Annotated in this window: 10 protein-coding genes; 8 read left to right on the forward strand and 2 right to left on the reverse strand. The window is 72.6% G+C overall.

Annotated elements, in window-relative coordinates; translation table 11 throughout:
* The first annotated feature begins 7 nt into the window (after nucleotides 1-7).
* Entirely contained in the window at nucleotides 8-1414 is a 1407-nt protein-coding gene (locus tag ACSHV8_RS49625; RefSeq protein WP_436527457.1) for a hypothetical protein, read from the forward strand.
* A gap of 29 nt (nucleotides 1415-1443) precedes the next feature.
* Here the strand turns inward: ACSHV8_RS49625 and ACSHV8_RS49630 are convergent, their stop codons facing one another.
* Complete coding sequence (locus ACSHV8_RS49630) at nucleotides 1444-2334, reverse strand: SDR family oxidoreductase (protein WP_436527458.1); 891 nt, start codon at nucleotides 2332-2334, stop codon at nucleotides 1444-1446.
* Nucleotides 2335-2436: 102 nt separating this feature from the next.
* Between ACSHV8_RS49630 and ACSHV8_RS49635 the strand changes: the two genes are divergently transcribed.
* Entirely contained in the window at nucleotides 2437-3291 is an 855-nt protein-coding gene (locus tag ACSHV8_RS49635; protein WP_436527459.1) for a helix-turn-helix domain-containing protein, read from the forward strand.
* Here the strand turns inward: ACSHV8_RS49635 and ACSHV8_RS49640 are convergent.
* Nucleotides 3266-4462: an acyltransferase family protein gene (locus ACSHV8_RS49640; protein ID WP_436527460.1), complete on the reverse strand. Its 1197-nt coding sequence runs from the start codon at nucleotides 4460-4462 to the stop codon at nucleotides 3266-3268. The two genes, ACSHV8_RS49635 and ACSHV8_RS49640, sit on opposite strands and share 26 nt — an antisense overlap.
* 275 nt (nucleotides 4463-4737) lie before the next feature.
* On the opposite strand from ACSHV8_RS49640, the gene ACSHV8_RS49645 reads away from it, so the two are divergent.
* The 6 genes from ACSHV8_RS49645 (at nucleotide 4738) to ACSHV8_RS49670 (ending at nucleotide 16158) form a co-directional block, all read left to right on the forward strand.
* Entirely contained in the window at nucleotides 4738-6015 is a 1278-nt protein-coding gene (locus tag ACSHV8_RS49645; protein WP_436527461.1) for a hypothetical protein, read from the forward strand.
* Nucleotides 6016-6212: 197 nt separating this feature from the next.
* A complete protein-coding gene (locus ACSHV8_RS49650) occupies nucleotides 6213-9011 on the forward strand; it encodes a S8 family serine peptidase (protein WP_436527462.1) in 2799 nt (932 codons plus the stop codon).
* Between the two features lie 108 nt (nucleotides 9012-9119).
* Entirely contained in the window at nucleotides 9120-9464 is a 345-nt protein-coding gene (locus ACSHV8_RS49655; RefSeq protein ID WP_436527463.1) for a CU044_2847 family protein, read from the forward strand.
* Nucleotides 9465-9468: 4 nt separating this feature from the next.
* Nucleotides 9469-11349 carry a trypsin-like peptidase domain-containing protein gene (locus ACSHV8_RS49660; RefSeq protein WP_436527464.1) on the forward strand — a complete coding sequence of 627 codons (1881 nt, stop codon included), beginning with the start codon at nucleotides 9469-9471 and terminating at the stop codon, nucleotides 11347-11349.
* Nucleotides 11342-12337, forward strand: a complete 996-nt coding sequence (locus tag ACSHV8_RS49665; protein WP_436527465.1) for an AAA family ATPase — start codon at nucleotides 11342-11344, stop codon at nucleotides 12335-12337. Before ACSHV8_RS49660 ends, ACSHV8_RS49665 begins: the two co-directional genes overlap by 8 nt.
* Entirely contained in the window at nucleotides 12334-16158 is a 3825-nt protein-coding gene (locus ACSHV8_RS49670; protein WP_436527466.1) for an SAV_2336 N-terminal domain-related protein, read from the forward strand. Before ACSHV8_RS49665 ends, ACSHV8_RS49670 begins: the two co-directional genes overlap by 4 nt.
* Nucleotides 16159-16160: the final 2 nt, after the last annotated feature.

Consider the following 16160-nt stretch of genomic DNA (forward strand, 5'->3'; position numbering starts at 1 on the left):
ACAACTGATGAAACGCTTGATGACGGCCGCGCTGGTGCTGGCCGCCCTGGTCCTGCCCACGGCGGCGCGGGCGGCCGACACGACCACGCGGAAACCGCCGGTCGGGATCGCCGCGACCAGGACCGGTCTCGGTTACTGGGTGGCCGCCGCCGACGGCGGGGTGTTCAGCTTCGGCGACGCCCGGTTCTACGGGTCGATGGGCGGCAAGGCCCTGAACGCGCCGGTGGTCGCCATCGCGGCGACCGCGACCGGTCTCGGCTACTGGCTGACCGCCGCGGACGGGGGAGTGTTCGCGTTCGGTGACGCCGCCTCGAAGGGTTCGATGGGTGGTAAGCCGCTCAACGCGCCGGTCGTCGGGATCGCCGGCACACCCAGCCGTCAGGGTTACTGGCTGGTCGCGTCCGACGGCGGGGTTTTCGCCTTCGGTGACGCGCAGTTCTACGGCTCGATGGGTGGCAAGGCGCTCAACGCCCCGGTCAAGGGCATCGCCGCGACTCCGACCGGCCGGGGCTACTGGATGGTGGCCGCCGACGGCGGTGTCTTCGCTTTCGGTGACGCGCAGTTCTACGGCTCGATGGGTGGCAAGGCGCTCAACTCGCCGGTGGCGGGCCTGTCGGCCACGCCCACCGGCAAGGGATATTGGCTGGTCGCCGGGGACGGGGGCATTTTCGCGTACGGCGATGCCCGCTTCTACGGGTCGATGGGCGGGCAGCGGCTGGTCAAGCCGGTGATCGGACTGACCGTCATCCGCAACGACGGTTACCTGATGATCGGCGCCGACGGCGGGGTGTTCGCGTTCGGGGCGGCCGGCTACTTCGGACGGGTCGTCTACTCCGGGGCCGACGGCTCCGAGCTGCCGGCCGACGCCGTGGTCACCGCCGCCCTGCTCAAGGAGGCTCTCGGCATTCCGTCGTCGGCCGCGGTGACCGACGGGCTCGCCTCGCTGAACGCGGCCATGCGCCGGGGCAACATCAACAGCCCGGCCCGGATCGCCGCGTTCCTGTCCACTCTCAAGGCGGAGAGCGGCGTCCAGTACAACCGGCTGGAGGTCGGCTGCACGGCCTCGACGAAGTCGTACTACCCGTACTGCGGGCGTGGTTACGTCCAGCTCACGCTCAAGGGCAACTACGCGGCGGCCGGGAAGTACTTCCAGCGAGACTTCGTCACCAACCGGGAGGAGGTCCGGTCGGTGGCCTACAGCGCCGACATCGCCCGATGGTTCTGGACCGTCACGCACGACCTCAACACCCCGGCCGACCGGCTCGACATGGGCAAGGTGACCAGGGCGGTGAACGGCACGGCGGCGTCGGCGGCCACCTTGAAGGCGCGCTGCGCCGACTTCAAGAGCGTGCTCACCTACTACCGCAACCACGGCGGCTACGCCGTCGACCTCAACGCGGTGGTGTGCTCCTAGGCGCACACCACCGCGGCGGCCGTCCGGGACTACCGGTCCCGGACGGCCGGGGTCAGGTCGGCCGGGCCGGACGTGGCGACGCCCTCCAGGGGCGCGTCCGTCGCCCCGGCCGACTCGCGCTGGGAGCGGACGTCGGCCAGCCGGGTGACCAGGGTGTTCTCGATGGTGCGGTACGAGTCGCTGCCCAGGACCAGCCGGCGCGGCGCCGGGTCCTGCTCGACGCTGGCGATCATCGCGGTGGCCATCAGGGCCGGGTCGCCGAGGCCCTCGGTGGTGCGTTCGGTCAGGATGCGGCGGACCCCGGCCACGGGCGTGGCGTCGTACGCCTCGATGCGGTCGGCCAGCACGGAACTGCCGTAGCGGAAGTTGGTGCGGGCACTGCCCGGCTCGACGATGGTGACGCCGATGCCGAACGACGCCACCTCGCCGGCCAGCGCGTCCGCGAACCCTTCGACGCCCCACTTGGTGGCGTGGTAGAGCGATCCGCCCGGCCAGGCCGCCTGCCCGCCGACCGAGGAGAGCTGCAGGATCCGGCCGCCGCCCTGCCGGCGCAGGTGCGGCAGGGCGGCCCGGATCAGCCGGATCGAGCCGGTCAGGTTGGTCGCGATCTGGTGCGTGATCTGGTCATCGGTCAGTTCCTCGGCCGCGCCCATCAGGCCGTACCCGGCGTTGCTGACCACCACGTCGATCCGGCCCAGGGCGGTCCAGGCCTGGTCGACCACGGCGATGATCGCCGCCGGGTCGGTGACGTCGAGACGGGCCGGGTGGAACCGATCGGGCCAGTGGGCCGACAGGTCGTCGACGCTGCCGGGGGTACGGAAGGTGCCGGCGACCCGGTCGCCGCGGGACAGGAGCTGCTCGCTCAGGTGGCGGCCGAAACCGCTGTTGGCGCCGGTGACGAGCCAGGTTCGTGAAGTCATGCCGACAGCCTGCGGCGGACCCGGCGGGTCAGCCATTCCCCTGGTGAGGGGGGTGCTGCCAGGGCTACCCGGCGGGACGGTGAACCGGCCTATGGTCGGGGCGTGAACCTGATCGGCGAGTACCTGCGGGCCCGGCGTGAGCTGATCCGGCCCGAGGATGTCGGGCTGCCCGACAACGGTCATCGGCGGGTGCCCGGGCTGCGACGTGACGAGTTGGCCATGCTGGCCGGGATCAGCACCGAGTACTACACGCGGATCGAGCAGGGGCGCGACCGGCGGCCCTCACCCCAGGTGCTCGGGGCGATCGCGCGGGCGCTCGGCCTGGACGAGGACGCGACCGCGCACCTGCACGCGCTCGGGGTTCCGGCGGCGTCCCGGCAGCGGCGCCCCGAGCGGCTCCGGCCGGGTCTGCAGCCTCTGCTGGACGCCTGGCACACCACTCCGGCGTACGTCCAGGGTCGTTTCCAGGATGTCCTGGCCGCCAATCGTCTGGCCGTCGCGCTGGCCCCGATCTTCACGCCGGGCACCAACATCCTGCGGTCGGTGCTGCTCGACCCCGCCGTGCAGGAGTTCCTGCCGGGCTGGCAGCACCGGATCGGTGGCCTGGTCGCCGCCCTGCGCGCGATGGCCGGCCCGGACGTCGACGACCCGCGGCTGACCGAGCTGGTCGGCGAGCTGTCGGTGCGCAGCGACATGTTCCGCCGGCTCTGGTCCCGGCACGACGCCAAACCGCACGTGGGCGGGGGCGTGCACCGGATGCGTCATCCGATCGTCGGTGACCTCGAACTGCCCTACGACAAGTTCGCGGTCACCGACACCGACGGACAGTTGCTGGTCGTCTACCGGGCCGAGCCGGGCTCGCCCAGCGCCGACGCGCTGGCCCTGCTGGGGTCGCTGCCGGAGGAATCGGACCGGACCACGAGCCGGGCGCTCAGACGCGCTGAGCCGCGACGCTGATCCCCTGGGTGGGCGCGTCGTCCGCGGTCACGCCGGGAGGGGGCCGGTCGTCGTTCTTCGGTGTTCGATCCGGTGGTGCCACCTTGTCCCGGAGGTCGTTGGTGACGCGACTCATGGCCTTGGCCAGCGCCCGCTTCATCGGCTTGGCCAGTGGTCGTTCCACGAACCGGCTGACCAGGTACGACAGCAGCAGCATGGCGGCGATCAGGCCGAGCACCAGGTTCCGCGGCGAGACGCTGTCCCGGAACTTCTCGATCACGGTCCACCCGAGCACCTCGTGGAGCAGGTAGAGCGGGTAGGTCAGCGCGCCCGCGGTGGTCAGCCACCGCCACCGGGCCCATGAGAGATGCCCCAGCGCGACCGCGATGACCAGCAGGTAGAAGACCAGGAGCAGGCCGGTGGTCCAGCGCCAGTTGCCGTACACATGCGTGTTCTTGTGCATCTCGGTGAGCGACTTGGTGAGGTACAGCTGCCCGCGCAGGAACGACATCCCGATGATCGACCAGAGCAGCAGGTCCGGCCCGAATCGATGCATCAGGTAGATCGCGATGCCGGCGATGAAGAAGCTCGACGTGTCGGCCTGCACGAGGTTGCGGATCATCGGGTCCGAGCTGCCGCCGGCGAACAGCCCGGCGACCGTCCAGAGCACGCAGAAGGCGACCGCCCGGCGATAGGTCAGACCGCGCCACACCACCAGGGCGAACAGCAGGTAGAACCGCAGTTCGGCCCAGAGCGTCCAGTAGACCGCGTCGATGTCGCCGACGCGGTGCGCCACCTGCAGCATCGTCAGGTTGATCAGGATCTTGGAGGGTTCCGCCCGTTCCTGGATGGCCGGGTAGAACGTGGTGACGACGGTGACCGCGATGATCGCGAACCAGTACGCCGGGTAGAGGCGGACCACGCGCGAGATGAAGAAGCCGCCCAGCGACCGGCCCCATCCGCTCATGCAGATCACGAAACCGCTGATGATGAAGAACAGGTAGACGCCGGTCCAGCCGTAGGACGAGTAGGGGTGGACCCGCGGGAAGAGCTCGTCGGTGCCCTTGCTCCAGGCGTTGCTGATCTGCCCGGTGTAGTGGTAGAGGACCACCATCAGGGCGGCGACCAGTCGCAGCCCGTCCAGGGCGGTCAGCCGTGACCGTTTAGGGCTGACATCGTTCGGCTCAGCCACGACGCGGTCCATTCATGAAGTCCCCCCATGCCGTTGAACCGCGCGATCATACGGTCCCGGCCCGATCCCGGTCACCCCGCGTGGGAATGGTCACGCCGGTGCGGGTTTTTTAGGGGCTTCGCCCGATTTTCCGGTACGGAGGGTGAGCGTCACCTGACCTTGGGGAGTCGATCGGCGTGGATATCGGCAGACGGGGGCTGATCGAGGGTCGTACACTTCCGGGCCGCGGCACCGGGGGAGTGCCGCCACCCCTTGAAAACAGGAGATTCTCGCGCATGAAGCGCTTTCTGGCCGGCGCCCTCGCCGGTGGTGTCACCCTCACTCTCGCGGTCGGTTGTGCCCAGCAGATCGAGCAGCTCGAACCGAAGCTGGCGATCAAGAAGGCGGCCGACGCCCTGGGCGCGACCGGCAAGGCCGGGTTCACCCTGAAGGCCGGTGGCAGCGTCGACGACCTGATCGCCCTGGCCAAGAAGGAGTCCGGCACCGGTGAGGACGCGTTCACCGACGAGGACGCCGACGTCATCCGCAAGCTCTACAACTCCTCGTTCACCTTCGGCTGGGACAAGGCCGGCGCCGGGGCCACCGACGACCGGGGCTCGGTCAGCGCGGTGATCGACGGGGTCGCCGGCACCGAGATCCGGGTCGTCGACCAGGTCGCCTACGTGAAGGCGCCGGTCAAGGACCTGGCCACCAAGTTCGGGGCGTCCGCGGCCGACGTCGACGCGATGCGCAAGGAGCTGGGCGCCTCGGTCGACGGCGTCGACACGCTGCTCGACGGGGGCTGGGTCTCGCTCTCCCTGACCGACCTGCAGAAGCTCGGCGGCGGTGTCGCCGGCGTCACGCCGAGCGCCGACCCGGCGCAGAACGAGCAGATCGCGAACGAGCTGACGAGCGGCATGCAGAAGCTGATCGAGGGCGCCGACGTGGTCCGCGACGAGAAGGACAAGACCCACCTGGTCGTCACCACGTCCACCGTCAAGGCGTACGAGCAGGGCAAGCAACTGGCCGAGTCGGTCTCCAAGCTCGGCGGGGCGGCCGGGGGCGACGCGGTCGGCAAGGCGCTCGACTCCGAGATGGAGAAGCCGCCGGCCGACAAGCCGATCGTCCTCGACGTGTGGATCGACAACGACGGGTTCAAGGCGTTCGAGATCAACCTGCTGCAGTTCTCGGCGGGCGCGACCGGCCGGGCGGCCCTGCGGGTCGAGCTCTCCACCGGCGCCGACATCGCGGCTCCGGACGGCGCCAAGAAGATCGACCTGAGCAAGCTGGCCGGCTCGTTCGCCGAGCCGGACGTGGACGCGCTGGGTGGTTCCGGCGGTGGCGCCGGGGAGTGGGCCGACCTGCTCGGCTCGCAGGCCATGCTGCTCGCCCTGAGCGACGGCAAGCCGGCCGCGCACCTCAAGGAGGCCGCGGCCAAGATGACCATCCCGGGCGTCACGGTGAAGGTCGTGCGCTCCGGGGTCGCCCAGGTCACCTCCGGCAAGAGTGTCGCCTGCGTGACCCTCCCGAAGAACGTCGACGACGACCCGAAGGTGGTCGCGCACGCCTGCTGAGGCTCGCACCTTGTGAGAGCCCGTCCCGCCGGCTTCCGGTGGGGCGGGCTCGCGCCTTTCCGGGCCGGACCGAGAGTGATCGGTCTCGATACGTTCTGTTGATCTCTCAAGATGACTAACATCCACGTACATCAAATTGATGTTTGTCAGTGTGGGGGGCTGTCTTGGGAATCAGGGGAAGTGGGCCGCGCCGTGTCGTGACCGGAGTGGCCGCCGCGGTGCTGGTCGTGGGCGTCTGGGCGCCCGGTGCCGGCGCGAAGGGCCCGGAGGACGCGACCAGCCGGGCCTATGACCAGATCGGCGCGTTGCAGCAGCTGAAGAAGTCGTTGTCCGGGGCCGAGCGCAAGCTGGACAGCCGGCTCGCCGTCGAGCTTCGTCAACGCACCGGGAAGGTGGCGGCGAGCGCGCTGCCGAAGGTGTCGACCGGGGTCGAGGTCTCCAAGTCCGGGACGACCCAGGTCGAGGTGCACGCAGGCAAGATCGGCGACGACCTGCTCGGCCGGCTCCGGAAGGTCGGGGCCGGGATCCGGTACCCGTCCGCCGCGACCGGAACCGTGCTGGTCGAGGCCCCGCTCGGGGCCCTGACGACGATCGCCGGATGGTCCGACGTGACCCGGGTCGGCATCGCGCACGGGCTGATCAGCGCGCGGGAGACCGATCCGCGGAGCAAACCGGCCGCGGAGTCCAAAGAGGCCCGGGAGGCCCGGGTCGAGCAGACGGTCCGAGCGGCCACGGCCAAGGTCGCGGCGGTGACGGCGAGCCAGGGATCGGTGGTCTCCGAAGGCGACCGGGCGCACGCGGCCGACACCGCGCGGACCCGCTACAAGGTGACCGGCACCGGCGTGAAGGTCTGCGCCCTGTCCGACGGTGTCGACTCGCTGGCCGCCTCGCAGGCCAGTGGCGACCTGCCGGCCGATGTCGACGTGCTCACCGGGCAGGAGGGTGACGGCGACGAGGGCACGGCCATGCTGGAGATCATCCACGACCTGGTGCCGAACGCCCGGCTCGGCTTCGCGACCGCGTTCACCAGCGAGGTCAGCTTCGCCGACAACATCCGGGCGCTGCGCTTCACCGCGGGCTGCGACATCATCGTGGACGACGTCGTGTACTACCACGAGAGCCCGTTCCAGGACGGACTCCCGGCCCAGGCGGTCAACGCCGTGATCGCGGACGGCGGGTTCTACTTCAGCTCGGCCGGCAACGAGGGCAACAAGCTCGACGGCACCTCCGGGAACTGGGAGGGCGACTTCGTCGACTCCGGTCGCGGGATCGGCAAGTTCGCCGGTCAGGCCCACGACTTCGACCCGGGCGCGGGCGTGCAGGTCTTCGACCCGCTCTCGCCGAACAGCGCCAACTGCGTGACGACCCTGTGGTGGGCCGATCCGCTGGGCGCCTCGGCCAACGACTACGACCTCTACCTGATCGACGCGGCCGGCAACGTCTCGGACTTCTCGCAGGACACCCAGGACGGGAACGACGACCCGTTCGAGATCCTCGCGACCGGCGCCGGGAGCAACCAGAAACTGGCCGTCGTGAAGTACTCCGGCGCCGACCGGTACTTCCAGCTCAGCGTGTTCCGCGGGCGGTTCACGGACTCGCCCGACGGGACGCTCAAGGCGTTCTCGACGCCCGGCATCACCCGCGGGCACAGCGCGGCCGTCGGCGCGTTCTCGGTCGCCGCGGCGCCGGCCGCCGAGCCGCTGCCGTTCGACCTGGAGGACGGCGACCCGGCCAACCCGGCCGGGCCGTACCCGAACGTGTTCACCAAGCAGTCCAAGCCGGAACGGTTCACCTCGGACGGTCCGCGGCGGGTCTTCTTCGGGGCCGACGGCACGCCGGTGACCCCGGGGAACTTCAGCTCGACGGGCGGAACCGTACGGAACAAGCCGGAGATCACCGCGGCCGACGGCGTGGTCACGTCGGTGCCGGACTTCTCACCGTTCTTCGGCACCTCGGCGGCGGCACCGCACGCCGCCGCGATCGCCGCGCTGGCGCTCTCCGGCAACCCGGGGATGAGCAACGCGGAGATCCGTTCGGCGCTGACCGGGACCGCGCTCGACCTGGCCCCGACCGGCTACGACAACCGCACCGGCAACGGCGTGATCCGGGCCGACCTGCTGCTGCGCAACACCGGCGCGACCCCGCAGCCGCTCGTGCGGGCCGGCACCCCGGTGGTCACGCCGACCAGCGGGGACGGGGACACCTACCTGGAGCCGGGCGAGAACGCGACGGTGGCGTTGCCGGCGGTCAACGTCGGTGACGGTACGGCCACCGGGGTCAGCGTCGTGGTCACCAGCGACGACAGCCGGGCGACGGTCACGCCGCGGGCCGCGTCGTACGGGAACCTCGCCGCAGGCGCCTCGAAGTCGAAGAACTTCACGCTCGAACTGGCCGCCGACTATCCGCTCGGCAAACCGGTCACGCTGTCGGTGAAGATCACCTTCGCCGGCTATCTGTCCCCGACCACCAGCAGTGTCGTGCTGCCGACCGGGCAGCCGTCGGCCGTCGCGCGGGACTTCGCCTACGCCGGCCCGGCCGTGGCGATCCCGGACAACGACCCGACCGGGGTGTCGGCCACCGTGGCGGTCAGCGGGGTCGGCTACGCGTCCGGGCTGACGTTCTCGATCGACGGCACGACCTGCTCGACCGACACCGCCTCGGCGACCGTGGGCATCGACCACACGTTCGTCGGCGACCTGATCGGGACGCTCACCGCGCCCGACGGCCGGACCGCGACGCTGTTCTCGCGCAGCGGTGGCGGCGGGAACAACCTGTGCCAGGTGGTGTTCGACGACGCCGCGGCGACGCCGTTCTCCGACGCGCTGTCGGCCAACGCGCCGTTCACCGGCTCGTGGAAGCCGAACGACCCGCTCTCCGCGCTGCGGGTGTCCCCGGCCGACGGGACGTGGACGTTCCACGTCGCCGACCGGGCCGGCTCGGACCTCGGTTCGATCCGGGCGTTCTCGTTGCACCTGACCGGGTTCGAACCGGCGTAGAAAGTACCGGCCCGGACGGGGCTTATCCCCGTCCGGGCCTTCTGCCCACTGTGTCCGGGGCACTACGGTTGCACGAAGGGTCACCTCATCGAAGCGGAGGGACACGGCGTGCGCGAGCTGGTCGAGGTGGAGCTTCCGTCCGGGCAGACCATGTGGGCCACAGTGGAGTCCGATCAGGAGGCGGCGGACGTCGGCCTGTCCGAGAAGTTCGCCGGACTGCCCGGCCTCCCGGAGATCGTCGAGTGGGTCACCACCAACGTGTCCGAGGGCGCCCGCCGGGCCCGGCCGGACTCGATCAGCGTCGAGGTCAACGTCGAGCTCAGCGTGGGCAATCGCGGACTGGTCGCGGCGCTCGGCGGCGCCGGCGCCAAGGGGGCACTCAAGGTCACGCTGACCTGGGGGCCGGCCGAGAAGAGCAAGACACCGGAGTCACCGGCCGACGAGCCCCGGTGACGGCATGGCCGGTCCCTCCGACATCGACCAGCTCATCGATCACCTGCGGAGCTGCCTGGTCCTGATCTCCGGGGCCGGTACCGGCAGCGGGTTCCTGATCGCGCCGGACACGATCCTGACCTGCGCGCACGTGGCCGGTGGGCCGGGCCGGCCGGTGACGATCACCTGGCACGGGCAGCCGTTGCCGGGGGTGGTCAAGTGGGGTTCGGAGCCGGGCGGCGGGCGCGGGATCACGCCGTACCCGGATCTGGCGGTTGTCGAAGTGAAACTGCCGGAAGGCAGCCGGCAGCCGGTGGTGTGGCTCGACGACCACCGGCCGGCGTCGAGCGCCGAGTTCGTCGCGGTCGGGCACGCCGAGGTGTTCGGGACGTCGCCCGAGCGCAATTCCGGCCGGTACACGCACGGCGGGGAGTACGCCGAGATGATCCGGCTGGCCGGTGACACGGTCGAGTCGGGGATGTCGGGCGGCCCGGTGCTCAACCTGGAGACCGGCGGCGTCTGCGGGATCACCAAGGCGGCCCGGCAGAAGGGGCAGCCGGCCGGCGGTGTGGCCGTGCTGATCCGGGCGTTGCGCCTGATCATGCCGCCCGACGAGTACCGCGATCTGCGCCGCCGTCACGAGGCCCACCATCGCTGCAACCGCGCCTGGTTCCGCCTGGCCGGCAACGGGGTCAGCGAGAGCCGCGGCGAGTGGCACCTGCGGGAACTCCTCGGTCTGCTGCCGCCGATCGGGCACGCCGAGCACCTGGCCGACTTCCGGGCGGTGATCGGCGACCCCGGCGCCGAGGTGCCGCACCCGCTGCTCGACCACGGCGACGTGGTCGCCGAACTGGCCGGGCGGGCCGGACCGGCCGACCGGCTGCCGCCCGTGCTGGCCTACGCGCTGCTGCGCGCCCGCTCGGCCGGTGACCCGCTGGCCGAGCAGATCGGCCAGTGGGCGTCGATGGCCGCGCACACCCCCGAGGACTGGGAGCGGGTGCAGGCCGCCCGATCCGGCCCGGCCACCACCCCGCCCGTCGCCGGGCTCCCGTCGGTGCTGGTCTACGTGCGGCCGCTCGGCTCGAACCGGCAGCGCTACCGCTGCGAGATTTGGAAGCACGACGGCACCACGGTGACCGCGCTGGACACCGGCGGGCCGGACCGGTCGGCCGACGAACTCCGTACCCACCTGCGCGAACACCTGCCCCGGTGGGCCCGCCGGGGCACGGCCGGCGACCGGCCGCCGATGATCGAGCTGGTGCTGCCCGAGGACCTGCTCGACGAGGCGGTCGAGCAGTGGCCGCGCCGGGGCCGGCACGTGGTCTCTGTGCTCGGCGTGAACAACCCGGTGGTGGTCCGCGCGCTGGAACGCTTCGAACTCGACCCGGACGACCCGGACGACGAGGAGATGCTGGCCAGCTGGCAGGAGCGCTGGGACCGGCTGGCCGGGCGCCGGATCGGGATCGGCCCGGCCACCGTGATGACCGTGGACTGCCAGGAGCAACGCGACGAGTCGGCGCTCTTCGCCGAGATCGCGCTCGACCCCGGCCTGAGCACGATGATCCTGCCCGACACCCCGCAACGGCGGGCCGAACTGCGCCGGGTGCTCGGCGTCGGCCTGGAGAGCGGGATCCCGATCATGGTGTGGCGGCGGAACGGCTGTGGCGGCGGGGCCGGGGTGGCCCACGACGAGTGCGCCGGCTTCCAACTGGGCGAGGCGGTGAGCGGGGCGCTTCTCGGGGTGCGGCGAAACGACGTACCGGAGCAGATCTTGCAAATGCGGCAACAGGCGGCGGCCAAGAAGGGTCCGGACTGCGGGAACGACGTCGTTCTGTTCTGGGACGACCCGGGACGCCGGCTGAACTGGGCGCTGATGACGCCACCGAGGAGGGACGCAGGTGGGTGAGTTCCGGATCTACCAGGGCACGGGAACGGTGGACACCGGAGGCAAGCGGATCCGGCGGCGGGCCGAGCCACCACCGTGGCGCAAGTTCGACGGCGGGCCCGCGACCACCCTCGACCGGGACGCGCCGGTCGGCCGCCGGCTGCCCGACCGGGCCCGGGTCGCGCCCTACCAGGCCGACGAGAAGACCGTACGGATGGTCAACGTCGCGCTGCACCTGCGCCGCCCGCTGCTGGTCACCGGCGACCCGGGCACCGGCAAGTCGACGCTCGCCTACGCGGTCGCGCACGAGCTGCGACTCGGCGGGGTGCTGCGGTGGCCGATCACCAGCCGGTCCACGCTGATCTCGGGGCTCTACCACTACGACGCGGTCGGCCGGATCGAGGAGGCGAGCCTGCGGCCGGGCGAGGAGCCGGACATCGGCCGCTTCCTGCGGCTCGGGCCGCTGGGCACCGCGTTCGCGCCCTACGACCTGCCGCGCGTGCTGCTCATCGACGAGATCGACAAGGGTGACATCGACCTGCCGAACGAGCTGCTCGACATCTTCGAGATGGGCGAGTACGGCATCCCCGAGCTGGAACGCGTCGCCGACCGGGTCCCGCAGGTGCGGGTCCGCCCGTCCGACGACGGCGAGCGGGTGTCGGTCGACGACGGCCGGGTCCGCTGCCGGGAGTTCCCGCTGGTGGTCATGACCAGCAACGGCGAGCGCGAGTTCCCGCCCGCGTTCCTGCGGCGCTGTGTCCGGCTGAACCTGGCACCGCCCGACGAGCCCCGCCTGCGGGCCATCATCCAGGCCCACCTGGGCGCCGACGCGCTGGCCGCCTCGGAGGCGCTGATCGACGAGTTCCTGGCCCGCCGCGATCGGTCGTCGCTCGCCACCGACCAGCTGCTCAACGCCGCCTACCTGCTGCACGACGCCGGCGGCGAGGGCCAGCCGGACCGGGACGACCTGGTCGAGGTGGTGTTGCGCGAGCTGAGCGGGCCGGCGTGACCGCCCCGATCGACCGGTGGCTGGCGGTCCTGCGGGCCGCCGGGGTGGAGCTGACCCCGGCCGAGGCGGCCGAGGCGCTCTGGCTGGCCACCCGGCTCGACCTGTCCGACCGGCCGCCCGAGCCGCCCGGCGAGACGCCCGCGCCGGCACTGCCCGAGACGCCGCGGATCCCGGCCGAGCGGGTCGGCCTGCGGCTGCCCGCGCAACCCGAGGAGAACCCGCCCGAACCGGTGACCGCCGAGGCCACGGCCACGGTCCCGGCCGACGCGCGGGTCACGTTCGAGACCGTGCCCGGCCGGCCGCTGCGCGTGCCCACCCCGGGGGCCCTGCCCAACAGCGGCCGCACGATGCACGCGCTGCGCCCGCTGAAACGCCGGCTGCCCTCCACCCGCCGGGTCGTCATCGACGAGGAGGCCACCGCCCGGCAGATCGCCGAACGCCGGCTCTGGACCCCGGTCTGGCGGCCCGCGCCGGAACGCTGGCTGCACCTGACCCTGCTGCTCGACGACACCTCGGTCCACGGCGTCCTGCACCGGCTCGGCCAGGAGGTCAGCACCCTGCTGGAACGGCTCGGCGCGTTCCGGACCATGCGGGTCCTGCACCTCGGGCTGGGCGACGACGGCGCACCCCGGGTGATCCGGCCGGCCGGGGCCCGGCCGTCCCTGGACCGGCTGGCCGACCGGCCCGGCGAACACCTGCTGCTGGTGCTCAGCGACGGCGTCGGTGAGCCCTGGCACGACGGGCGGATGTCCGGGCTGCTCGTTCGGTGGGGCCGGCGGGCGCCGGTGGCGATCCTGCAGCCGCTGCCCGAGCGGCTCTGGTCCCGCACCGGACTGTCACCGCGGGCCGGGCGGTTGCACGCGCCGCGGGCCGGGGCGCCGGCTTCGGCGTACACCTTCGAACCGGCCCGCCGCCGGCGCGGCCTGGCCGGCGGCAGCGTGCCGGTGCCGATCCTGGAGATCGATCCGCGCTGGCTGGGCTCGTGGGCGCGGCTCGTCGCGGGCCGGGCGCCGGGCGGGATCGACGCGGTGGTGACCCCGGCCGGGGCGGCGCCGCGGACACGCCGGAGCGGGGAACCCGGTCCCGAGCCGTCGGCCGGGCAGCGGGTGCGCGACTTCCGGGCCGGGGCGTCGCCCGAGGCGTCCGGCCTGGCCCGCTACCTGTCGGTGGCCAAGCCGCTCAACCTGGCCGTGATGCGGCTGCTGCAGACCGTGATGGCCCCCGAGTCGGGGCTGTCGCACCTGTCCGAGGTGCTGTTCGGCGGTCTGCTGCGGCCGGTCTCCCCGGTCTCCCCGGCCTTCCCGGACGAGCAGCACTTCGAGTTTCTGCCCGGGGTGCGGCACGCGCTGCGGGCGACGGGTGAGGCGTCCGACCCGGACCGGGTCTTCGCCGACGTGTCCCGCCACCTCGACCAGCATCCGGAGCGGCTCGGCGCGCTGTTCACCGCGCTGGCCACCGCTCCGGCGGACGAGCCGGGCGAGCCCGGGGCGGCCGACGCCTTCGCCGACATCGGCGCCGATGTGCTGCGGCGGTTCGTCGGCGGCACCAGCGGCGGCGGGTTGCCGCTGCGCCGGGTCCGGGATCGGCTGACCGTGCTGCACCTGCGCGAACCGATCTCCGCGGCCGATCTGCCGGCCGACGTCGGGCCCGATCTGGTCGTGGTCACCGGGGGCGTGGCCCGCCGGGCGACCTCGGCCGAGTACCGGACCGCGTACACCCGGCTGGAGAAGCTGCGCGCCTCGCTGCGGCTGCCGGTCGGGCGGATCGTGGTGACGCCGGGGCTCACCGACGTCAACGAGGGCCTGTGCCGGGCGTACTTCCTGGAGCAGGCCGCGGACGGACTCGAACCGGTCCCGCCGTACTGGCCGAAGTGGGAGCCGTTCGCGGCGCTGACCGCGCGCCTGCCCGGCGGCAGCAACTTCCAACCCCATCAACCCTGGCAGATGTACGCGATCCCGGCGCTCCGCACGGTCGTGGCCGCGCTGAACTCCACCGTCCCGGTCAGCCACCTGCCGGGCGAACGGACCGCCGGTGGTCTCGGCCCGGCCCAGCTGACCTGGTTCACCGACCGGCTGCGGGACTACGAGGACCGCGGCTGGCTGCGGATCGGCGTGGTGCACCACGACACCGCCGAGGTGGCCGCCCTCGCCCCGCACCTGGACGTGGTGCTGCACGGGCAGGCGGGCGGGGTCCGGGAGATCGGCCTGACCGGGGTGCCCGCGATCGGCACCCCGGACCCGGCCCAGGTGGTCGACCTGCGGCCGGGCAAGCTGCTGGCCGGTGGGGTGGCGCACGCCTACGGGGATCACTGGTGGCTGGCCGAGGACCGGTCGCCGCCGCCCCCGCGCGTCTCGGACGACCCGGCCGACCCGGGGCGGACCGACCTGCTGGGGCTGGTCGCGCGGGCGTACCGGGCCCGGCACCCGGGCGTGGTGATGGTCGAGCGGGACGGATACCTGCTGGTCGCGCCGACCGGCGACCGGCACTGCATCGGGGTCGCCGACGGGCCGCCGTCCACCGAGATCGTGGAGGGGTTCCTCGACCGGGTGGTCCGGCGGGAACGGCCGGGCCGGGACGCGACCCTGGTCTGCCGGTCGGCGCCGTCGCGGGCGCTGCGGCGGTGGGCGCTGTCCCGCGGCGTACGGGTCGTCGACTTCGCCGACTTCCAGCTCGGCGACGACGTGCTGGCGTTCGCCCGGGAGCAGGCCGAGCGGCTGGGCGGTGACCCGGCCTACCGGCCGGAGCTGTACGTGCCGCCCCCGGCGCTGGCCACCCTGCGCGCCCGGTTGTCCGAACCGGGCGGCCGCACGATCGTGGTCACCGGCGAGTCCGGCGCGGGCAAGACGTTCCTGCTGCGGGAGCTGGCCCGCCGCCTGCACGCCGATCACGACCCGGTGATCCCGATCGTGATCAACCTGGCCGAGCACGACTGGCGGGCCCGGCTCGTCGAACTGGTCGTCGTCCGGCTGATGCGCGGCGGCATCCGCGAGCTGGACTCCGGGCACATCCGCTACCTGCTCAACGCCGGCCGGTTCGTGCTGCTCGGCGACGGGATCGACAACATCGCCGCCCGCGAGGCGCTGCGGGAACAGCTCGGGCACTGGCAGCGGTCCGGCCCGACCTCGCTGATCCTGGTCAGCCGCGATCCGATCGGGCCGGGCTCGGACCGGGTCGAGCGTCTTCATCTGGACCCGTTCGGCCCGGCCCAGATCCTCGACCTGCTGGAACGCCGGCTCGGCCCGGAGCCGGCGCGGGCCCGCCTGGAACTGCTCGGCCGGGTCGACGGCTCGCTCCGGATGGCCGGCAACCCGCGGATGCTGGCGCTGATCGCCGACATCGACGACCAGCGGCTGCTCGCCGCCGGGTCGGGCGACGGCCGGGTCACCGCGTCCGCGCTCTACCAGGCCCTGGCCGACCGGTGGCTGGGCACCGACCCGGAGTTGTGGCCGGCGGCGACCCAGCTGGCCCGGCGGCTGTGGGAGTCCGGGGAGAACGCGCTCGGCGGGGCGGCCCTGGGCGCGGCGGCCGAGCCGCTGGCCCGGATGGTCGACGTCCGGGGGAGCGCGCTGGTGCTGCGCGACCCGTACTACCGGTTCCAGTTCGCCGACCGGTCGGTCATGGAGTGGCTGGTGGCCCGGGAGATCGCGAACCTGATGGGGTCGCCCGCGGGGCCGGACGTACTGCTCGGCCGGGAGCTGTCACCGCTGATGGTGGACTTCGTCTGCGACCTGGGCGGTCACGACCGGGTCCGGGCGTGGGCGCGGGCGGCGCCGGCCGGCCTGGGGCACGTCGCCGCGCGGCTCCTCACCCACCTGGGCTGACC

This window comes from Actinoplanes sp. HUAS TT8 (assembly GCF_051380535.1).
Classification (GTDB): domain Bacteria; phylum Actinomycetota; class Actinomycetes; order Mycobacteriales; family Micromonosporaceae; genus Actinoplanes.